We start from the raw sequence: 20,695 nt of genomic DNA, 5'->3' as shown, positions 1-20,695 counted from the left end.
CTCACCATGGCCCGAAAGCCCGGTCGCCGGCGGCGGAGATGGCCGCGCACAACTCGTCCAGGTCGCTGCCGGTGGTCGCGGCGAGCGCGCGGACGGTCAGCGGGATCAGGTACGAGGCGTTCGGCCGGCCACGGTGCGGCGTCGGCGTGAGGTAGGGGGCGTCGGTCTCCACCAGGATCTGGCCCAGCGGGGTGAGCGCGGCGGCCTCGCGCAGGGCGGTGGCGCTGCCGAAGGTGACGGTGCCGGCGAAGCTGAGCAGGTAGCCCCGGCGCACGCACTCGCGGGCGAACTCGGCGTCGCCGGAGAAGCAGTGCAGCACCACCGTGTCCGGTGCGCCCTCGTCGTCGAGGATCCGCAGCACGTCGGCGTGCGCGTCCCGGTCGTGGATGACAAGCGCCTTGCCGTACCGCTTGGCGATGGCGATGTGCGCCCGGAAACTCGCCTCCTGTGCGGCCCGCCCCTCGTCGCCGGTCCGGAAGAAGTCCATGCCGGTCTCGCCGATCCCCCGGACCCGGTCGCGGGCGGCGAGGGACTCGATCTCCCGCAGTGCCTCGTCGAGGTCGGCCAGCCGGGGCGCCTCGTTGGGGTGCAGCGCCACGGTGGCCAGCACGGCGGGATAGCGGTCGGCGATGTCCGCGCCCCACCGCGAGGAGGCCACGTCCACGCCCACCTGGACCAGCCGGTCCACGCCGACCCTGGTGGCCACCGTGATCGCCGTGGCGATCGGGTCGTCGGACGGCCCGCCACCGGGTACGCCGGCCTCGCTGACGGTGATGTCCAGGTGGGTGTGGCTGTCCAGCACCGGCCGGGGCAGCGGCTCGGGGGCGGGCGGGAACTCTCCGGCCCGCCGGGCGGCACGCTCGCGGCGGGTTTCAGTCGGCTCGCTCATCAGCGACAGCATCACACACCGGGGCCGTCCATCCGCCCGCCACCCGGCGTTCACCTCGACTACGCCGCGCGACTCTACCGTCGCCCGGTGAGCGAGCTCAGCAGTCCCGCCAGTGAACGGACCGGGCTTCGCGTGGCGTTCGGCGGCGGCGTGTACCCGGCCGAGGAGATCGCCCGGGGCGCCGCGTACGAGCTGTTCAGCGCCGAGGAGGTGGCCGGCTTCGAGCGGGCGCCGCGCCCGGGCAGCGCCCTGCCGTGGCGTCGGTTCGTGCACGTCACCGAGGTGAGCGTGGTGCACGGTGCCGCCGAGCCGGCGGAGGAGCCGGAGACACCGCTGATGATGCCGGCGCACCGGGAGCGCGGCTGGTCGCACGTACACCAGCTCAGCCAGCAGCCGTCCGCGGCGGGTGACCCGGTGTTGGCCGCGGTGCGCGCCTCGGCGGTGGTCCGGCGCGGCACCCGGATGGTGAAGGTCCTCTCCGCCCGGCAGCTCGCCGGGTACGTGCGGGGCTGGCTGCCGCACGGCTTCTGCTACCGGGAGCACGACGTGGCGCACCTGCGTACGCCGTCGGCGACCACGGTGCTGCGCACCGACGGCGACGTCGGGCGGGACGGCTCGGACGTGGCGTACGCGCTGCGTTGGCGGGCCGCCGACCCGGGCGACTACGACGTGCCGGTGGGCGAGGCGCACCGGGGTCTGACGGCGCTGTCGTCCCGGGACCGGCTGGGCCCTCCGGTGCTGGGCACCGGTTTCGTGCCGAGCAACGGTCAACTCGTCCCGGAGTTCATCACCCGGGACTTCGCCGACCTGCCGATGCCGGCGAACGCGACCCTGCTCGCCTACACCGCCGAGGGGGTGGAGGTGGTGCTCTACAGCTACCAGGCCGAGCAGCGCGCGTGGCTGCGGATGGTGGGGCCGCAGTGGCGGCATCTGCTCGCCGCGGTGCCGGGCCTCTCCCCCGACCAGGAGTACGTGCCGACCGGCGACGCCCCGCGCTCCACCCAACTTGTGGGCCTCTACGGCGACACGGAGTACGAGGCCGTGGCCGACCTGCCCGGCGGGTTCCGGGTGCTGGCGAAGACCCGGGCGGCCCGCTATCCGGTGGACGCGGTGGCCCGCCGGGTCCGGTTCGCGCAGTGGCGGGGCGTGTCGTGCCTGGTGCTGCGGGAGGAGGCCGGCTGGCTGAGGTTGCGGCTGCGCCACCCGGACCCGGACGCGGTGATCACCACCGGCGCGCAGTGCCACGACCGGGGTGTCTACGAGACGTGGGCGCCGGGCACCGAGGTGAGCAACGACCAGGTCATGGACACCCGGTACGCGTTGTGACGCCCCCCGGCGGCCGGCTGCCCTGCCGCCGGGGACGTCGTACGCTCAGTCGGCCAGTCGGGCCAGCTCCTCGTCGACGATCGACGGGTCGAGCTTGCGGAACACCGGCTTCGGCGCGGCCAGCGGCGTGCCGGCCTCCAGCGGCACCGACTCCCAGCGCGCGCCCACCGTGTAGTCCCCGGTCAGCACCGGGTAGGACGGCCCGCCGTCCAGGTCGTCGACCTGCTCGATGACAGGCATCGGCGCGTGCACGCCGGTGCGGCCGAGCAGTTCGTGCACCTGCTGCGCGGAGTGCGGCAGGAACGGGGTGAGCAGCGTGTTGGCGTCGCTGATCACCTGGAGGGCGACGTGCAGGATGGTGCCCATGCGGGGCTTGTCGGCCTCGTCCTTGAGCTTCCACGGCGCCTGCTCGGACAGGTACTTGTTGGCCTCGGCGACCACCTTCATGGCCTCACCGATGGCCTGCTTCTGCCGGTGCCGGCCGATCAGGTCGCCGACCGTGTCGAACCCCGCGCGGGCCACCGCCAGCAGCGCCTCGTCGGCTTCGGTGAGCCCGGCCGGGTCGATCGACGGGATCGACCCGAAGTTCTTCGCGGCCATCGAGACGCACCTGTTGACCAGGTTTCCCCAGCCGGCGACCAGCTCGTCGTTGTTGCGGCGCAGGAACTCGGCCCAGGTGAAGTCGGTGTCGTTGCTCTCCGGGCCGGCGGCGGCGATGAAGTAGCGCAGCGCGTCGGCGTCGTAGCGCTCCAGGAAGTCGCGGACGTAGATGACCACCTTGCGGGACGAGGAGAACTTGCGCCCCTCCATGGTCAGGTATTCGCTGGAGACCACCTCGGTGGGCAGGTTGAGCTGGCCCAGCTCGCCCGGCTCGCCGTCGCGGGAGCCCTCGCCGGAGTATCCGGAGAGCAGCGCCGGCCAGATCACCGAGTGGAAGACGATGTTGTCCTTGCCCATGAAGTAGTACGACCGGGCGTCCTTGCCCTCCCCGTCGGCGGACCACCACCTGCGCCACGCCTCGGGGTCGCCGGAGCGGCGGGCCCACTCGATGGAGGCGGACAGGTAGCCGATCACCGCGTCGAACCAGACGTAGATCCGCTTGTCGGGGCGGTCCCGCCAGCCGTCCAGCGGGATCGGCACGCCCCACTCCAGGTCCCGCGTGATCGCCCGGGGCTGGAGGTCGTCGAGCAGGTTGCGGGAGAACCGCAGCACGTTGGGCCGCCACCCCTCCCGGGTGTCCAGCCACTGGCGGAGCACGTCGGCCAGGGCGGGCAGGTCCAGGAAGAAGTGCTCGGTCTCGACGAACTTCGGGGTTTCCCCGTTGATCCGCGACTTCGGGTCGATCAGGTCGATCGGGTCGAGCTGGTTGCCGCAGTTGTCGCACTGGTCGCCGCGCGCGCTGTCGTACCCGCAGATCGGGCAGGTGCCCTCGATGTACCTGTCGGGCAGGGTGCGCCCGGTGGACGGCGAGATAGCGCCCATGGTGGTCTTCGGCACGATGTAGCCGTTGCGGTACATCCCCTCGAACAACTCCTGCACCACCGCGTAGTGGTTGCGGGTGGTGGTGCGGGTGAACAGGTCGTAGGAGAGCCCGAGGCCGTGCAGGTCCTCGACGATCACCCTGTTGTACCTGTCGGCCAGTTCGCGCGGGGTCACCCCGTCGGCGTCGGCCTGCACCTGGATCGGGGTGCCGTGCTCGTCGGTGCCGGAGACCATGAGCACGTCGTGGCCGGCCATCCGCATGTACCGGGCGAAGACGTCGGAGGGTACGCCGAAACCGGAGACGTGGCCGATGTGGCGGGGGCCGTTGGCGTACGGCCAGGCCACTGCCGCGAGAACGTGACTCATGAGCAGCAAGCCTAGTGACCCGCCCGGGGCATCCGCGAACCAATGGGGGGTGCCGGGCCGCCGGACCGGACCGACCACCCCGCCCATTGGTCCGATTTGTCGTCGACACGCGGTTCACCTGCCCGATCAGCCCGCGCTACCGGTGTGCAATGAACGTCGTGACTGGCAGAGGAGCGGCCCGGGACCACGACGAGCGTTCCACCGGGCCGACGGGCGGCGACGAGTCAGGCCCGGCGTCCGGCGCGCCCCGGGGTGCCGGGGTCGCGCCGCACCCCCGACTGGTCCCCGCCGCCGCACCCGATCGGCCGGCCCACCAGCGGCCCACGCCGTCCGGGCGGGCGGCCGTGCCGCGAAGGGACGGGGCACCGGAGGTCACCGCGACCCCGGCCCGGCCCACGCCGAACGCGCCGGCCCCCGTCGAGGTGGAGCCGACCACCGGGGCGCCGGTGGACGCGGTGCCACGCCGGGTGCCGGTACGCCAGCAGAGCCGTCTGCAGGATGCCCACCGGGTCGACGGGGACCGGCCACCGGACGACGCGGCCGCGTTCTGGGCGCCGATCGAGGAGGTGCACTGGGACGGCACCCCCGTCCAGGTGGACGTCGCCCCCAAGCGTCGCGCCCCGGCGCGGGACCGCCGGGCGGCGTCGCGGACGACAGCGCTGCCGGACCCGCTGCCCGGGCTGACCGCGTTGGTGCTGCTGAGCCTGGTCGCGGCCTTCTTCGCCTGGGTCAGCGCCGGCCCGTTCTGGCTCGCGGTCGGGCACGCGCGCGACGGCACCGTGGTGATCGACCACTGCACCGGCGGCGGTCTCACCCAGCGGTGCCGGGGCATCTTCACTGCCGACGACGGGCGGTTCCTGGCCCACGGGGTACGCGTCAGCGGCGTACCCACCGGGGGCGACGCCCCGGGCACGGCGCTGCACGCACGGATGACCGGCCCGGACGGCGGAACCGCGTACGCCGACACCGGCGCCGGCCGGCACCTGCGCTGGCTGCCCGGCCTGCTGGCGGTGCTCGGCTGCACCGCCGGCATCGTCCGGTGGACCGGGTCGGCACGTCTGCCCGGCCGGCGACACCGCCGCTGGGCGGTGGCCGCGGCGCTCGCCGGACCGGCGCTGATCACCCTCGGCTTCCTCGCCGCCGCCTGGTGACTGCGGCGGCTGTCAGCTGTGCACGATCGTGTAGACCTCGCGGCGGCGCAGCGAGTATTCGGTGGCGACGTCGGTGATGGCGTCCCGGCGGGACCTGCCGGCGGCCTCCCGCTCGGCGACGGCCGCGCGCAGGGCGTCGTCGTCGGGGCGTTCCGGGGCGGTCGCCGGTGAGCCGGCCACCACCAGGGTGATCTCCCCGCGCGGATCGCCCTCGGCGGCCCACCGGGCCAGCTCGCCGAGGGGGCGGCGCAGCACCTCCTCGTAGGTCTTGGTGAGTTCCCGGCAGAGCGCGGCCGGCCGGTCCGCCCCGAACGTCTCGGCCAGGTCGGCGAGCGCCGCGCCGATCCGGTGCGGCGCCTCGAAGAAGACGAGGGTGCGCTCCTCTGCGGCGAGAGCGCGCAGCCGGGACCGGCGGGCACTTCCGCTGCGGGGCAGGAACCCCTCGAAGCAGAACCGGTCGCAGGGCAGGCCGGAGACGGCGAGGGCGGTGGTCACCGCGCTGGGACCGGGCGCGACGGTGACCGGCGCCCCGACGTCCAGCGCGGCCCGGACCAGCCGGTAGCCCGGGTCGGAGACGCTCGGCATGCCGCCGTCGGTCACCAGCGCCACCGCGTACCCGCCGAGGATGACCTCGACCAGTTCGGGTGTACGCCGTTCCTCGTTGCCCTCGAAGTAGGAGACGATCCGGCCTCCGACGGTGATGTCGAGGTCGCGGGCCAGGCGGGTGAGGCGGCGGGTGTCCTCGGCGGCCACCACGTCGGCGCTGGCCAGCACTTCCCGGAACCGGGCCGAGGCGTCGGCGGGGTTGCCGAGCGGGGCACCGAGCAGGATCAGGCGCCCAGCTTCGGACATTTCACCCACGAAATCGTCTCCTTCATCGACAGCGAATACCGGTATCAGGGACGACGGGCGCCACACGACACCCTGGCAGCCTACGATCGCCGGGTGACGAGTGCGTCGACAGCGCAGAGCCCGAGCGCCGACCCGGCTGACACGGTCGAGGTGACCGGCGAGCCCAGCCCTGGCCAGGACCCGGCGGCACCACGTGCCGACGGCGGGGGGGTGTCCGCAGGTGTCCGCCGCCGGTTCGCCACCGTCGACGCCCGGATGGACCCGTTCTCGTGGCTCGCCACCGGCGTGGTGGTGGCGATCGCGGCGATCCTGCGCTTCGTGGGCCTGTCCAGCCCCAAGGGCAAGATCTTCGACGAGACGTACTACGCCAAGGACGCGTACGGGCTGATCAGCCGGGGCGTCGAGTGGAACTACAAGGACAACGTCCCGTCGTACGTGGTGCACCCCCCGCTGGGCAAGTGGCTGATCGGCGTGGGCGAGTGGGCCTTCGGCTATCAGGACGCGGAGTCGAAGGTCTCCGTCGGCGGGCACCTGTTCACCACCGCGCCGGAGTTCGGCTGGCGGTTCTCGGCGGCCGTGATCGGCACGCTGTCGGTTCTGCTGCTGGTCCGCATCGGCCGGCGGCTGTTCCGCTCGACGGTGCTCGGCTGCGCGGCCGGGCTGCTGCTCGCCCTGGACGGCTTCCACCTGGTGCTGTCGCGCGCGGCGCTGCTCGACATCTTCCTGCTGTTCTTCGTGCTGGCCGCCTTCGGCGCGCTGGTGCTCGACCGGGACTCCCGACGTCGACGCTGGGCGCGCGCTCTGGACGACGGGCTCGACCCGAGCCTGCCGGGGCGCGCGGGCCGACCGCCGACCGGCTGGCGCACGTGGCCGTGGTGGCGCCTCGCCGCGGGAGTGCTGATCGGCTGCGCCTGCGCGGTCAAGTGGAGCGCGCTCTACTTCGTGCCGGTGTTCGCCCTGTTCGTGGTCCTCTGGGAGGTCGGGGTCCGCCGCTCGGCGGGCGTCCGCAGGCCCTGGCGGGACACCCTCCTCGACGAGGTGCCCTGGGTGGTGCTGGCCGGCGTGCTGATGGTCGGCACCTACCTCGCCACCTGGTCCGGGTGGTTGCTCAGCGACGACGGCTACTACCGGCTGGCGTCGTCGGCGGCCTACCCGACCGGCTCCCTCAGCGACACCCCGGTGATCGGCCCGCTGATCAACCTCTTCGAGTACCACCGCGCGGCGTACGGTTTCCACGCCCAGCTCGACGATCCACACAAGTACCAGTCCTGGCCGTGGCAGTGGCTGCTGCTCGGGCGGCCGGTGGCGTTCCACTGGTCCGGCGACGGCGCCTGCGGCGCACCGACCTGCGCGTCGGAGATCCTGCTGCTCGGCACCCCGCTGCTCTGGTGGTCGTTCCTGCCCGCCCTGGTGGCGCTGGTGTGGCTGGGCCTGGCCCGGCGGGACTGGCGGGCCGGCGCGATCCTGCTCACCGTGGCCGCCGGGCTGCTGCCCTGGTTCTGGTTCGCCCTCGACGGTCGGACGATGTTCTCGTTCTACGTCGCGCCGGCCCTGCCGTTCCTGGTGCTGGCCGTGGTGTACGTGCTCGGCGCGCTGATCGCCCCGGCCGGGGGTGACGTGGGTGAGACGGCGGCCCTGGTGCCCGGCGACGCGGGCTACGAGCGCCGGCTGGTGGGCAGCGTGGCGGCCGGGGCGTACGTGCTGCTGGTGGCACTGTGCTTCGCGTACTTCTATCCGATCTTCGTGGGCCGGCTGATCCCGTACTCGGACTGGTTGTCCCGAATGTGGCTCGACGGTCGCTGGATATAAGCACCGGCAGGCGACGCGCCGCACAGCGCGACGGAAATCGGGCCCGCACGCGTCTCGCGTGCGGGCCCGACCTCTTACACAAAGACGCGCGCCCCGATCGCCTGCCACGGGGGAAGCGGGCGATTGGGGCGCGCATGAAGAGCTTAACCACCGCGCACCACCGGCACAACGGGTCAACTTGGGTCAGATTTCCGACGGATATCGGCCGGGCCGATACTTGCCATCAGGCAGTTGACCGAGGGTGACCTGGCGTGGACCCAGCGCCCCGAATTGGCCGGCTCAACACCACGAAGGGCCGCCGAGAGGACTGCCGGCCACGCGCCCCGACGCACTAGGCTCGCTGTGGTCGCGTCGCGATCGTGACGGGAGGCGGGGTGCCGTGGAGCTGCTGAAACGGGTCCGGGCGATCTGCCTCGCGCTGCCCGAGGTGACCGAGCGCCCCAGCCACGGGTCACCGACCTGGTTCGTCCGGGACAAGAGCGTGTTCGTGACCCTGCACGCCGACGGGCACCACCAGAACGACTTCGCCCACCTGTGGTGCGCCGCGCCGACCGGCGCCCAGGCGGAGCTGACCGCCGCCGACCCGGCCCGCTTCTTCCGCCCGCCCTACGTCGGTGGCCGGGGGTGGCTCGGCGTACGGCTCGACGGCGACGTCGACTGGGCCGAGATCGACGAGTTGTGCCGGGACGCGTATCGGGAGATCGCGCCGAAGCGGCTGGTAGCACTGCTCGACGCCCCCGCCTGACCCGGCCGGCTCCGCGCGTCCCTGGCCATCCCGGGACGACCAACCACCCCAATGATCATCCAAAGTGGATTTCACTACACTGCCGGCCGTGATCAACTTCAGACGATCGGCGGCCGTCCTCCTCGGACTGCTGGCGACCACCGCGCTGACCGGGCCGGCCCCGGCGGCGGCCGACGAGGAGCAGGCGGCCGAGCCGCCACGGGTCGAGCTGGTGCTCGACGTCAGCGGTTCGATGCGGGCCGCCGACATCGACGGGCGCAGCCGGATCTCGGTGGCCCAGCAGGCGTTCAACGACGTGGTGGACGCGCTGCCGGAGGAGACCCAGCTCGGCATCCGGGTGCTCGGCGCGACCTACAAGGGCAAGGACAAGAAGGTCGGCTGCCAGGACACCCAGCAGATCGTGCCGGTCGGGCCGGTCGACCGCACACGGGCCAAGGCGGCGGTCGCGACGCTCCGACCGACCGGGTTCACGCCGGTCGGGCTCGCGCTCCGCTCCGCCGCGCAGGACCTGGGCACCGGCGCCACCACCCGGCGGATCGTGCTGATCACCGACGGGGAGGACACCTGCGCGCCCCCGGATCCGTGCCAGGTGGCCCGGGAGCTCGCCGCGCAGGGCACCAGCCTGGTCGTCGACACGCTCGGTCTCGCGCCCGACGAGAAGGTACGTCGCCAACTGCTCTGCATCGCCGGGGCCACCGGAGGCACCTACACCGCCGCGCAGAGCGCCGACGAGCTGACCGGCCGGATCAAACAGCTCGTCGAGCGGGCCGGTGACACCCACACCCGGGCCCCGACCGTCGTCGGCGGCGCGAACGCCTGCGACTCCGCGCCCCTGCTCGCCCCCGGCGTGTACGCCGACCGGGAGGCGTTCTCCGAGCACCGCTACTACCGCGTGCCCGTCCGCCCCGGGCAGGAGCTGCGCGCGTCGGTGAGCATGGCGCTGGACCGGCCGGTGAACCGGGACTACGGGGTGCTGCTGCGGGCCACCGCCGCGGACGGCCGGGAACTGGTCCGTGGCGCGGACGCCGGCAGCGGTCGGGCCGACGTGCTCTCCGCCGGTCTGCGCTGGTCGGCCACCGCCGACGACGAGAACACCGCCGACGACGAGAACGCGACAGCCGAGACCTCGACGCCCGTCGTCGAGCCCACCACCGTCTGCCTGGTGGTGAGCAACTCGTTCGCCGCACGCCCGGGCACCGCGGCGACGCCCGGCATGCCTGTGGAGCTGACCATCGACGTGGTCGCCGCCGCCGGGACCCCGGACGGGCCCGACCTCGGCCGGGGCTGGGTGCTGCTCGCCCTGCTCACCGTGGCCGGCCTGCTCACCGGCCTGATCGCCGGCCTGCTCACCCGCTGGTGGGTCGCCACCTGGAGGGAGAACTGATGCGTACCGCACTGTTCCGGTCGCTGGCGGCGCTGCTCGCCGCCGGTGGGGCCGCGCTGCTGCCCGGGGCTGCCGTGGCCGCCCCCACCCCGTCTCCGGGCGCCACGCCGGTGACCCGGGCCGGCACCTCGTTCCTCACCGCCACCCCGATCACGGCCGGCCAACCGGTGCGGGTGGACGCCTCGATCGGCGACCACCTCTACTGGTCGTTCCCGGCGACCGCCGGCCAGGTGCACGAGATCAGCGCCACCGTCAGCTTCCCGAAGGCACGCAGCGGCGCCTCCACCTGGACCGTCGACGTTTTCGACGGGCTGCGACGACGGCAGGCGTGCACCGCCGGGGCGCAGACCCCGACGGTGGACGGCAAGGCGTCGACCGTGGCACTGGGCTGCACACTGCGCGAGGTACGCCCCTGGGCGGAGCCGTGGTCTGCCGACCCGCTGCCCGGCACGTACGTCGTCCGGCTCTCCGTCACCGACCTGCCCGAGCCGGATCTGGGCGCGCCCGTCGACGTGGACCTGCTGGTCGGCGTCCTCGCGGACCGGGGCACCTCGGCCGACGACGGCGCGCTGGCCGCGCCACTGGTGCCGAACACCAAGGCGGGGACGGTGCTCAACGCCGTACCGACGCCCGACCCGGAGGCCGACGACGAGGGCGACTCGCCGGCGGACTGGCTGCCGGATCTCGGCTCGCGGTGGATCTGGACCGGCATCGGCGGCGTGCTCGCCGCGGTGGCCGGGGTGGTCGGCTTCGCGCTGACCCGGCGGCCCCGCCGGGCCTGAGCCCGTCCGGCACCCGGTGGCCCCGCCCACGTCGGGCGGGGCCACGGTGGGCTCAGCGGCGTCGCGCGCCGCGGGGCAGCCAGCCGATGAACCGGTCCTGGAGCGACATCACCGGGGCCGCTCGCAGGTCCTCGGCAGCGGCGGCGAGACACGAGCCCAGGTAGACGCTGAGCATCGCCCGGTCACCCCCGTACTCCGCCAGCAGCCGGGTGCGTTTCGTCGCGCACGGCCACTCGTCGCCGCAGGAGCCGCAGCTCCAGCCCGGGGTCGTCGGTGCGTGGTCGTCGGCCCGACCCCTCGGCCGTTCGGCGCCATCGCTCATCGCAGGTCCTCTCCAGATGTCCACGGGACTGGCCAGCTATCGATGGTGGTCCCCCCGGAGCCATCCTGGAGAGCGCGACACGTGCCTCCGGTGTTACATCTTTGCGGTACCTTCTCCCGTCGTGGGAGTCGGAAATCTGACTGTCGGGCGAATGCCTCCGCACTACCCGACGGTAGGCGGCGGACGTGCGTGACCTCCTGCCGCCGACGGTCGCCGTGGCCGTCGCCGGGACCCACGACTGGACCGGCGAACTCCTCGCCGCCGAACAGGCGTGTCTCGGCGAACGGGCGGTGCAAACCCGTCGCCGGGACTTCACCGCCGGCCGGGTCTGCGCCCGTCGGGCGATGGCCGACCTCGGCCTGCCGGCGGTGGCCGTGCCGGCCGCCGCCGACCGCGCGCCCATCTGGCCCGCCGGGGTGGTCGGCGCCATCACCCACACCACCGACTACTGCGCCGCCGCCGCGGCACGCACCACCGACCTGCGATCGGTAGGCATGGACGCCGAACGGCACCGCGAGATCAACGCGGGGGTACGCCGACTCGTAATGCTGCCCGAGGAGGAGGAGAGCTGCGCGCGGTTACCCTCCGGCATCTTCTGGCCCGTCGTGCTGTTCAGCGCCAAGGAGACCGTCTACAAGGTCTGGCACCCGGTCGTGGGGAGCTGGCTGGACTTCCACGACGCCCACCTCACGCTGGACCCGGACGCCGGCACGTTCGCGGCCCGGATCGCACCGGAGCGGGTGGACGCGGCCGAGGTCACCGATCCCCCGAGCACGATCACCGGCCGGTTCGTGGTCTCCGACGGCCTGGTCCGCACCGCCGCCGTCCTCACCCTGCGCTGACCCCCGCACCGTCCATGCTGGGCGGTGCGCGGCCACCGCACGGGCAGTGGGACACGAGCCGGCGCGGCGACCGGCCGTTCGGCGACGCACGGTAGCGTCGGCGGGTTCCTGACCACACGTACGAGGCGTCAAGGAGTACGGTGACCCACCCCCACCCCCAGCCCCCCGCCGAGCCGCAGGACCCTCAGCAGCCGAGCCCGGAGCCGCCGACGCAGCCGTTCCCAGCGCCACCGCAGCCGCAGCAGTCCGCCGCCGACCCGACGGTTCCGCAGGCGCCGGTGCCACCCAACCCGTGGTCGGCAGCGGCGAACCCGCCGCAGCCGCCGTTCTCGGGCGGCGCGTACCCGCAGGCCGGTGGCGCGTACCCGCAGGTCGCCGCTGGCGCCTATCCGCCACCCGGCGGCCCGGGCTACCCGTTCAAGACGCCGCCGCCCGTGCCGACGAAGAACTCCAACAGGACAGTGGTGGCCATCGCGGTGACCGCGGCCGTGCTCACCCTGCTCTGCTGCGCGGGCGGCATCGTGGCGGTGGTCATCGGCACGAACCACGTCGCGGACGAGGTGCCCGAGGCGCTGCCCACTCCGGCGGTGACCCGTGGTGTCGGGCAGCCGCCGGCCACCGCCGCGCCGTCGCCCCGCGCGTCCGCCGACAGCGACACCCGGAACATGTCCGCCGGGGAAACCCTCGTCATCGACGACAACGGCGGCACGGTCGAGATCACTGTGACGAAGTTCAGCACCGCCACCAAGCCCTGCACGTCGTACGGCCTCAAACCCGACGAGGGCATGTACGTGATCGCCGACGTGACGGTGACGGTCACCAAGGGCACCGGCTCGGCGAACCCGTTCTACTTCCAGTGGGTCGCCGCCGACGGCACCGAGACCAATGCGATAGCCGGAATCCTGTCCGGCTGCGGCAAACCGATGCCGGCCGCCAACGACCTGACCGTGGGCACCAAGCGGACCGGCAGCGTCGTGTTCGACGTGCACGACACCTCGGGCGTCCTGGAGTACCAGCACGAGTTCGCGACCGCCGGCTCCTGGAAGCCGTGACGTGCTGTCGGGCCGGCCACCACGACGCCCAGGTCTCCTCGCACCTTGACCGGGCTGGTGCCGCCCACGTCGGCCTGGCGTTGGCCGGGGCGCCCCCTCTTGCCCGGGGCATACGGTGGCCGGAGGATGGGGCTGGTGAGCACCGACCGGCCGCCCTCCGAGCCTTCGCTGGATTACCACCTGGTCCTGCCCGCGCCTGGTAGTCCTGCGGTGGAAGGCATCCTCGTCGAGGAGTTCACCCGGCACGCCGACTTCACCACGACGGGCCTGCACAGCGCGGGCTGGACGCCGGGCGCCGGTTGGTGCAGTGCCGCCTCGCTGAGTCGCGGCCTGCGGACCGACCCGGACGTACTCGCCCGGGTCGTTCCCACCGCACGGGTCGACGCGGCGAGCGCCTACCGCCGCCTCGGGGGTGGGGAGCTGCCCTCAGAGGCGGTCCTGCGGACGTACTTCCGTGATCATCAACCGATCGCGACCGCCCCGCCACTGCGGCTCGGTCCCACGCAGCCTCCGGAGGGCTTCCACGAACGACGCGTCTACCGCGTCCTCTTCGCCAAGGACCTCCGCGCGGATCAGGTCGCGGCCCTCCGAACGACCTGGCGGACGACTGACGACGGCACGGCCGGATCCGCCGCCGGTGGCCACCGGGACCGAGACGGCGACCAGTTCACCTGGAACCTGCGACGAGTCGGCCACACCCTCGGCTGGGGCCTCGACGTGACGGTCCTGCTGAGAACCGGCACCGCCGAGGCGGTGCGCCCGACGCTTACCGATCTGACGAACCTGCTGCGGCAGCACGGGCTGATCGCCGTAACGACCGAGCGGTTCGCCTAGGGCCGGTGCACATCCGCGTCGCCGCGCTTGCCTTCAAGATCGGAAAGGCCGTCTCCGACTCGCGGAAACGGCCTTTGACCTGGGGTGGAGCTGAGGGGATTTGAACCCCTGACCCCCTCGATGCGAACGAGGTGCGCTACCAGTCTGCGCCACAGCCCCCCACCGGCGAACCGGCTTCGGTCCCACCCGGCTTACACCGGGCGGGCCGGCAGCAAGGCTAACAGGTCGCTGGCCTCCACCGCGAATCCGCCCCCGGTACGCCGCCGGCACCAGCACGAAGATCGACTCGACTTCCAGGAAACCGGGGCATCCCGGACGCCCCGACACCGCCATTTCCAGGAAGCCGAGTCGATCAAGCCGGGCCGTCGATCAAGCCGGGCCGTCGAACACGCCGGGCCGTCGAACACGCCGGCCGACGATCAAGCCCGGCCGACGAGCACGGCGGGCCGACGGGTCAGGCGCCCCGGCCGGCCTCGTAGGGGCGGCCGCGCAGCCCTCCGGAGCGACGGTACGAGACCGAGCCGCCGTTGACCGCCGCCGGCAGATCTCCGGGGCGGTCGAGGCCCATGGCCGCTCGGCGTACCCCCTCGCGTTGGGCCGCCAGGCGGCGCTGCGCCTCCCGGCGGGCCGCAGCGCGACGGGCCTGTTCCCGACGGACCTCGGCCTGGCGGGCGGCCAGCCACGCCGCCTCCCGGGCCCGGGCGCGGCGCCGGCGGCGGCCGGCGAGGGCACGCCCGCGCAGGTGTACGACGTACAGGGCGAGCAGCAGGAAGGTTACCGAGAAGCCGATCCAGAAGCCGGGGCTGACGAACAGCACGCCGATCAGTTCGACGACGTTGAGCAGCAGCAGCGCGGCAAGCACCCGGCGTCGCCGGTACACGGCCGGGGTGTGCTGCCTGCGCGGCGGACGACGGCGGGATCGCTTCGGGGCCGGCGGTACGGCGCGCAGGCGGCCGGAGCGGCGGTTCGCCGGGGGCGCGGAGACCGGAGCGGCCAACTTCCCTGTAGTCGCATCTTCACTCAGGGTGACTACGAGGGAACGCGGCGGGTGGACGGGCTGCCGTCCTGGCACAGTGCGGCGCCGTCGACGGCGGTGGAGCACCCGCGCCGTCGACTGCGCCCGCTCCGCCACCAGCCGCTCGGTGGCGTCGTACCGGCGAACCAGCGCCGGGGCCAGGGCGAGCAGGCCGGCGGCGGCGAGGACGGCGAGGAGCACCGAGGTCGGCACCCTCACCCCTCCCGTCACCGAATTCGGAGCAAACGCTCCCCGACCGCAGGATCTTCCACCGATCGTGCCTGAGCACGTAGATCGTCCGGACGGTGAGCGCTTGCCGCAGCTTGCAGTTACTTGAGGTTACGGCGCACCGACCGTGATGCCACCGCGCCGCGCCGATCCCGTGCGTGGGACGCCGCTACCGCGCGGCGGCGCGTACCCGGTGCCAGCGGGCCAGCAGACCGCCCTCGGCGGCGACCTCTTCGCTCGTCATCGCGTATCCGATGTGGTCCCGCCAGGCGCCGTCGATGTGCATGTAGCGCACGTGGTACGACTCCTCGCGGAAGCCCAGTTTCTCCACCACCCGCCGCGACGGTCGGTTCTCCGGCCGGATGTTGACCTCCACCCGGTGCAGTCCACCAGGGCCGAACGCGTGGTCCACGGCGAGCGCGAGCGCCGTCGGGATCACGCCCTGCCCGGCGACCCGGGCGTCGACCCAGTAGCCCACGTAGCCGGAGCAGAAAGCGCGGCGCACGATGCTGCCGACGTTCAGGTGCCCGACCAACCGGTCCCGGTCGGCCTCCCGCAGGCAGACCGCGAACGGCATCCCCTCGCCCTCGCGGGCCGAACGCCGCTGGTCACGGTGTACCCAGCGGAACGCGGCAGGCGAGTTCAGCTCGTCCCAACTGCCCGGCAGCGACGACTCCCACGGTGCCAGCCAGGCCCGGTTGGCCCGCCGCACCTCCGACCACGCCGCCGCGTCGGAGCGCCGGTACGGCCGCAGCAGCACCGGGCCGTCCACCAGCACCACCGGCCAGCCGGGGGCCCGCTCGGGTCCGAAGAGGCTCACCCGCACAGTCTCCCGCGCGGGACCGGTTCCTGCGCAAGTGGACCCACCACGCGTACCGCGGGAGAGCAGACGGGCCCACTCACCGGCGCCGGTCGAGCAGCAGGACGTCCACGGTGGAGCCGGCGGCAGCGGTGGTGACGCGCTCACCGAGCACCAGCAGCCCGTTCGCCTCGGCGAGGCCGGAGAGGGTGAACGGGCCACCGCGCAGCGGCTGCACTGTGTAACCGCCGCCGCGCCGCTCCGCGACGTGCGCGGGCCGGAACTCACGCAGCCCGCCGGGGGACGACACGGTCTCCAGCAGGTGCGCCCGGACGCTGGGCCGGAACACCGGCTCGGCGCCGGCGAGCAGTTGGATTGCCGGTCGGGCCAGCACCTCGAAGCCGATCAGCGCCGCGCCCGGGTCGCCGGGCAGGCAGACCACCGGGACCTCCTCGGCGCCGACCGTGCCGAACCCGAGCGCGGTGCCGGGATAGAGCGCCACGTCGGTGAAGGTGACCGGCCCGGCCCGGCCGCCCTCACGGCGGGACAGGATCCGGCGCACCATGTCACCGGGACCGGTGCCGGTCCCCCCGGTGGTGATGATCAGGTCGGCGCGCAGGGTCTGGTCCTCCAGCAGCCCGCGCAACCCTTCCGGGTCGTCGTCACAGATTCCGACCCGGTACGCCAGTGCGCCCACCTCCGCCGCGGCGGCGGTCAACGCGTGCGAGTTCGCGTCCACCACCTGGCCGGGCTGGCTGCCCCGGCCCACGTCGACCAACTCGTCGCCGGTGGCCACGATGACCACGCGAGGGCTGGGCCGGACCACCACGTGCCCGATACCGGTGGCGGCGAAGACCGCGACAAGCGCCGGGGACACGTACGTGCCGGCGCGGGCGAGCAGGGTGCCGGCCGGCAGCTCCTCGCCGGCGCGGCGTACCCCGTACCCCCGTTTGGGGGTGCGGAAGATCTCGACGGCGGCCATGCCCTGGTCGGTCCACTCCACCGGGACCACGACGTCCGCGGCGACCGGCAGCGGCGCCCCGGCGGCCACCGAGAAGCACGAGCCCGGGGTGAGGCGCACCGGCCGCCAGCTCGCCGCGCCGAGGTCGCCGACCACGTTGAGCCGGATGGTCCGCCCGCCGGGCGTGCCGGAGGGGGCCGGGACGTAGCTCGGGCCCCGACCCCCTCCGGAAATGTCCTCCCAGCGGGCCGCGTACCCGTCCACGGCCGCCTGGTCGAAGGCCGGGAAGGAGTGCGGCGCGACGACGTCCTCGGCGAGGACGTTGCCGTGCGCCTGGGTGAGGTCGAGGTCGAGTGGCGGCAGCGCTCGTAACCTGCGCAGCACGCTGCCCAGGTAGTCGGCGAGCGGCGTCAACTCGTTCGCGGCCGCCTCGGCGTCGGCCGTCGCGGTCATGTACCAGATCCGCCTGCCGCGTCGGCCTTGACGAAGTCGGCCAGCCAGGCGCGGAACTCGCTGCCCAGGTCCTCGCGCTCGGCGGCGATCTGCACCACCGTCTGGAGGTAGCCCAGCGGCATGCCGGTGTCGTAACGGGTGCCGCGGTAGACGATCGCGTGCACCGGAGTGCCCTCGGTGCGCAGCAGCTCCATCGCGTCGGTCAGCTGGATCTCGCCGCCACTGCCCGGCTTGGTCCGCCGGATCGCGTCGAAGATCTTGCCCGGCAGCACGTACCGGCCGAGCACCGCGAGGTTGCTCGGGGCGTCCTCGGGCTGCGGCTTCTCCACCATCCCGGTCACCCTGACGACCTCACCGATGTCGGTCAGCTCCGCCTCGGCGGGTTCGACGGAGGCGATTCCGTACCGCTTGGTCTCGGACGGGTCGACCTCGAAGAAGGCGAGCACCACACCGCCGGTGCGGGCCTGCAGCTCCAGCATCGCCGGCAGCAGCGGCTCGGACGGCTTGACGAACTCGTCGCCGAGCAGCACCGCGAAGGGCTGGTCGCCGACGTGCGACTCGGCGTAGCCGATGGCGTGGCCCAGCCCGAGCTGCTCCGGCTGCCGGACGGTGTAGATCTCGGCCAGCTCACTGGGCCGGCGCACGGCGGCCAACCGCTCGGCGTCGCCCTTCTCCTCCAGCCTGGTCTCCAGGTCGGGGCGTCGATCGAAGTGGTCCACCATCGACGTCTTACCCCGACCGGTGATCAGCAACACGTCGCCGATGCCGGCCTGGGTGGCCTCCTCGACGATGTACTGCAACACCGGCCGGTCCACCACCGGCAACAGTTCCTTCGGGACCGCCTTGGTGGCCGGCAGGAAGCGGGTGGCCAGTCCGGCGGCCGGGATGACGGCCTTGACCGCCGGGGGACGGCCGGTTGCGGCGACCGTCGATGAGGGGTTCGCTGAGTGCTCCGACATGCCGCGAGACTATCGGCCACGGCTCTGCCGCGGCGGGTGTGGCCCAGAAGACGCGCCGCCGCCCGGCCCCGGCCGGGCGCCGTCGGGGCCGGCCCGCGCGGCGTCCGCGGCGGTGGCCGCCGGCTCGTCGGCCGGATCCGGCCGGGCGTGCGCGGGCCCCGACCGGTTCGATTCCGGTACGCCCGCAGCCGACTCCGACCGGGCGTGGCCGCCCGGCTCCCGCGGGACCTGCACGGGTCGGCCGGCACGCGGCAGCCCGTCGGGTGGGCTGACGGCGCCGGCGGGCACCGGTATCTCCCGCGTCGGCACGTCGGGGCGGGCCTCCGCCACGCGGTAGGTGTCCCGGCCGGCCGCCTTGGCCGCGTAGAGGGCGTCGTCGGCGGCTTCCAGCACCTCCCGTCCGGTGCTCCCGTGGTCCGGGTAGACGGCGATGCCCACCGACACGGTGACCACGATCGGCCCCGCGTACGCCTCGACGGCGATGGGTGTCTCGCGCACCGCCGCGCCCAGCCGCTCGGCGACTATCGCCGCTCCCCGGGCATCGGTCTCCGGTAGGAGCAGCACGAACTCCTCACCGCCCTGCCGGAAGGCCAGGTCGACCTCGCGGATCTCGCCGCGTACCCGCCGGGCGAACTCGGCCAGCACGGTGTCCCCCGCCGCGTGTCCGTAGGTGTCGTTGACGTCCTTGAAGCGGTCCAGGTCGAGGGCGAGGACGCTGAGCATCCGCCCGAACCGGCTGGCCCGCTCCACCTCGCGCCGGATCGACTCGCGCAGGTAGCGGTAGTTCCACAGCCCGGTGAGAGGATCGGTGAGGGAGAGCCGCTGCGCCTCCTCGTGCACCCGGACGTTCTCCACCGCCACCGCCGCGTGCCCGGCGAAGGTGCGCAGGGTGTCCAGGTCGTCGTCGTCGAACTCGTCCGCGCCCACCCGGTCGTAGAGGGCCAGCACGCCGAGCGCCGCCGCCGGAGCGCCGGACTCGTCGAGACTCCTCTCACCGCCCGGGACGGTCGTGGTCGCGCCGCCGAGGCTGGTCGCGCCGCCCGGGGTGGTCGCGCTGCCCGGGGTGGCGAAGGGAACCGCGACGTAGGTGCGGCAGCGCGGCTCGCCGGTCGGGACGTCGCTCGGTTCCATCCGGCCTCGCTGCGGCTCGCCGGTCGCGGCCACCGCGCCGACGACGCCGACGCCCACGGGCACCCGTAGGCCCTGCGACCCGTCCGGGTCCCCCGCCGGCCAGCGCCCGTCCAACCCCTCGCCGCACTGCGCGACGAGCACCCCACCGGCCTCCACCAGCAACACCGCGCCGGCCCGCGCCCCGGTGGCGGCGATGGCGCTGTGCAGGATCACCCGCAGGATGCGTTGCAGGTCGTGGGTGCTGGCCAGGGTGTCGCCGAGCACCGCGAGGTGCCCGCGGAGCTGGTCGCGGCTGCTGGTCAGCGCCGCGACGTACGACCCCGTCTCGCGGGTCATCCGGTTGAAGGCGGCGGCCAGCCGACCCAGCTCGTCGTGGCTGCGCACCGGCACCCGGGCGGTCAGGTCGCCGTGCGCCACCCGGTCGACCGCACCGGCCAGCTCCGCCAGGGGCCGGGTGGTCACCCGCGCCAGACGCCAGGCGGTGAACACGGCGAGCAGCCCGGCCAGTACGACCACGCCGGCCAGCGTGACGTGCAGCATGGGCGGCCGCTCGCTCGGCACCGACAACACCAGCGGCAGCGGCTGGCCCGCCGACGGTCCGATCCGCCGCACGTACCGGCCCTTGGGGGTCTCGGTGACCCGCTCGTCGCTGGTGCCGCCGGCGGCGGCCAGCACCGCGTCGCGTACCTCGCGGGACTCGGTGGTGTGGGTGAACCGGGCGGCGCTCGCGCCGTCGTCGAGCAGGGTGACCGCGACCCCGGTCACCGCCGCCAGCCGGGCCACGAAGGCCGGGTCGACCAGGTGCGCCGCGGCCACCGTGCCCATGGGAGCGCCGGTCGGGTCGCGGCGGTCGACCCGGGCGGCCAGCGCCCGGACCGGGCCCGACGAAGCGGTGGCCGGCTCGGAGCAGTCCCGCCAGGGGGTCGGCGGAGCGTCGGGCGAGGCGTACGTCACGCGCCCGTTCACGTCGGTGACCAGCACCGCCGCGGCCAGCCCACGGCCGACGAGCTGGCCGGCGGCGACGGCCGGGTCACCGGTGAGGGCGACCGCGTCGGCGGCGGCGCGCAGCTGCTGGCAGAGCGCGTCGACCGAGGTACGCACCGTGGACGCTGCCACCGCGAGGCGCTCGGTGGACCGGCTGCGGTCGACGGCCGTGACGGTGGACGCGACGAAGAACGCCCCGAGCAGGACCGGGCCGAGCACCACCACGAGGAAGGCTGCAGTCAACCGCCCGCGTAGCGTCACTCGGTCCCCCCGGAAGTTCCGCCTCCGTTGCTTGCGATGCTGACACAGAGCAACCGTGGGAGTGGCGT

Annotated in this window: 18 protein-coding genes and 1 tRNA gene; 9 read left to right on the top strand and 10 right to left on the bottom strand. The window is 73.7% G+C overall.

Annotated features, from left to right (window positions below):
- Window position 1 precedes the first annotated feature (1 nt).
- Entirely contained in the window at window positions 2-901 is a 900-nt protein-coding gene (locus ACGFIE_RS10710; protein ID WP_393293302.1) for a TatD family hydrolase, read from the bottom strand.
- A gap of 75 nt (window positions 902-976) precedes the next feature.
- Here ACGFIE_RS10710 and ACGFIE_RS10705 point away from each other — a divergent pair, with 75 nt between their 5' ends.
- The gene (locus ACGFIE_RS10705; protein ID WP_393293300.1) at window positions 977-2,215 is read left to right on the top strand and encodes a hypothetical protein; all 1,239 of its coding nucleotides are present in this window, start codon (window positions 977-979) and stop codon (window positions 2,213-2,215) included.
- Window positions 2,216-2,260: 45 nt separating this feature from the next.
- On the opposite strand, the gene metG is transcribed toward ACGFIE_RS10705, so the two are convergent.
- Window positions 2,261-4,063, bottom strand: coding sequence for a methionine--tRNA ligase (gene metG / locus ACGFIE_RS10700; RefSeq protein WP_363685257.1), 1,803 nt, complete (start codon window positions 4,061-4,063; stop codon window positions 2,261-2,263).
- Between the two features lie 149 nt (window positions 4,064-4,212).
- Between metG and ACGFIE_RS10695 the strand changes: the two genes are divergently transcribed.
- Complete coding sequence (locus ACGFIE_RS10695) at window positions 4,213-5,214, top strand: hypothetical protein (RefSeq protein ID WP_393293299.1); 1,002 nt, start codon at window positions 4,213-4,215, stop codon at window positions 5,212-5,214.
- 12 nt (window positions 5,215-5,226) lie between these two features.
- On the opposite strand, the gene rsmI is transcribed toward ACGFIE_RS10695, so the two are convergent.
- The gene (gene rsmI / locus ACGFIE_RS10690) at window positions 5,227-6,066 is read right to left on the bottom strand and encodes a 16S rRNA (cytidine(1402)-2'-O)-methyltransferase (RefSeq protein ID WP_393293297.1); all 840 of its coding nucleotides are present in this window, start codon (window positions 6,064-6,066) and stop codon (window positions 5,227-5,229) included.
- 255 nt (window positions 6,067-6,321) lie between these two features.
- On the opposite strand from rsmI, the gene ACGFIE_RS10685 reads away from it, so the two are divergent.
- The 4 genes from ACGFIE_RS10685 (at window position 6,322) to ACGFIE_RS10670 (ending at window position 10,786) form a co-directional block, all read left to right on the top strand.
- Window positions 6,322-7,875, top strand: coding sequence for a dolichyl-phosphate-mannose--protein mannosyltransferase (locus tag ACGFIE_RS10685; protein WP_393294607.1), 1,554 nt, complete (start codon window positions 6,322-6,324; stop codon window positions 7,873-7,875).
- 379 nt (window positions 7,876-8,254) lie between these two features.
- On the top strand, window positions 8,255-8,620 hold the full coding sequence (locus ACGFIE_RS10680) for an MmcQ/YjbR family DNA-binding protein (RefSeq protein ID WP_393293295.1): 366 nt from the start codon (window positions 8,255-8,257) through the stop codon (window positions 8,618-8,620).
- A gap of 88 nt (window positions 8,621-8,708) precedes the next feature.
- On the top strand, window positions 8,709-10,004 hold the full coding sequence (locus ACGFIE_RS10675) for a VWA domain-containing protein (protein ID WP_393293293.1): 1,296 nt from the start codon (window positions 8,709-8,711) through the stop codon (window positions 10,002-10,004).
- Window positions 10,004-10,786 carry a peptidase gene (locus ACGFIE_RS10670; protein ID WP_393293291.1) on the top strand — a complete coding sequence of 261 codons (783 nt, stop codon included), beginning with the start codon at window positions 10,004-10,006 and terminating at the stop codon, window positions 10,784-10,786. The genes ACGFIE_RS10675 and ACGFIE_RS10670 overlap by 1 nt, the downstream gene beginning before the upstream one ends.
- A 52-nt stretch (window positions 10,787-10,838) precedes the next feature.
- Here the strand turns inward: ACGFIE_RS10670 and ACGFIE_RS10665 are convergent, their stop codons facing one another.
- A complete protein-coding gene (locus ACGFIE_RS10665; RefSeq protein ID WP_007455349.1) occupies window positions 10,839-11,108 on the bottom strand; it encodes a hypothetical protein in 270 nt (89 codons plus the stop codon).
- Between the two features lie 185 nt (window positions 11,109-11,293).
- Here ACGFIE_RS10665 and ACGFIE_RS10660 point away from each other — a divergent pair, with 185 nt between their 5' ends.
- The 3 genes from ACGFIE_RS10660 to ACGFIE_RS10650 all read left to right on the top strand — a co-directional run bounded on the left by ACGFIE_RS10660 (window position 11,294) and on the right by ACGFIE_RS10650 (window position 13,836).
- The gene (locus ACGFIE_RS10660; RefSeq protein WP_393293288.1) at window positions 11,294-11,950 is read left to right on the top strand and encodes a 4'-phosphopantetheinyl transferase; all 657 of its coding nucleotides are present in this window, start codon (window positions 11,294-11,296) and stop codon (window positions 11,948-11,950) included.
- 140 nt (window positions 11,951-12,090) lie between these two features.
- Window positions 12,091-13,002: a hypothetical protein gene (locus tag ACGFIE_RS10655; protein WP_393293285.1), complete on the top strand. Its 912-nt coding sequence runs from the start codon at window positions 12,091-12,093 to the stop codon at window positions 13,000-13,002.
- Window positions 13,003-13,137: 135 nt separating this feature from the next.
- Window positions 13,138-13,836, top strand: coding sequence for a hypothetical protein (locus ACGFIE_RS10650; RefSeq protein WP_393293283.1), 699 nt, complete (start codon window positions 13,138-13,140; stop codon window positions 13,834-13,836).
- 85 nt (window positions 13,837-13,921) lie between these two features.
- On the opposite strand, the gene ACGFIE_RS10645 is transcribed toward ACGFIE_RS10650, so the two are convergent.
- The 6 genes from ACGFIE_RS10645 to ACGFIE_RS10620 form a co-directional block, all read right to left on the bottom strand.
- A tRNA-Ala gene (locus tag ACGFIE_RS10645) sits at window positions 13,922-13,995 on the bottom strand.
- Between the two features lie 295 nt (window positions 13,996-14,290).
- Complete coding sequence (locus tag ACGFIE_RS10640; protein ID WP_393293280.1) at window positions 14,291-15,070, bottom strand: hypothetical protein; 780 nt, start codon at window positions 15,068-15,070, stop codon at window positions 14,291-14,293.
- Between the two features lie 178 nt (window positions 15,071-15,248).
- Entirely contained in the window at window positions 15,249-15,899 is a 651-nt protein-coding gene (locus tag ACGFIE_RS10635) for a GNAT family protein (protein WP_363685205.1), read from the bottom strand.
- Window positions 15,900-15,978: 79 nt separating this feature from the next.
- A complete protein-coding gene (glp, locus tag ACGFIE_RS10630; RefSeq protein WP_266248677.1) occupies window positions 15,979-17,292 on the bottom strand; it encodes a gephyrin-like molybdotransferase Glp in 1,314 nt (437 codons plus the stop codon).
- Window positions 17,289-18,251 carry a UTP--glucose-1-phosphate uridylyltransferase gene (locus ACGFIE_RS10625; protein WP_393293277.1) on the bottom strand — a complete coding sequence of 321 codons (963 nt, stop codon included), beginning with the start codon at window positions 18,249-18,251 and terminating at the stop codon, window positions 17,289-17,291. The genes glp and ACGFIE_RS10625 overlap by 4 nt, the downstream gene beginning before the upstream one ends.
- Before the next feature lie 9 nt (window positions 18,252-18,260).
- Window positions 18,261-20,627: a diguanylate cyclase gene (locus tag ACGFIE_RS10620; RefSeq protein ID WP_393293275.1), complete on the bottom strand. Its 2,367-nt coding sequence runs from the start codon at window positions 20,625-20,627 to the stop codon at window positions 18,261-18,263.
- Window positions 20,628-20,695 lie beyond the last annotated feature (68 nt).

The sequence above is a fragment of the Micromonospora sp. NPDC049275 genome (assembly GCF_043197115.1).
Classification (GTDB): Bacteria; Actinomycetota; Actinomycetes; order Mycobacteriales; family Micromonosporaceae; genus Micromonospora.
This window is presented reverse-complemented; position numbering and strand designations above follow the sequence as displayed.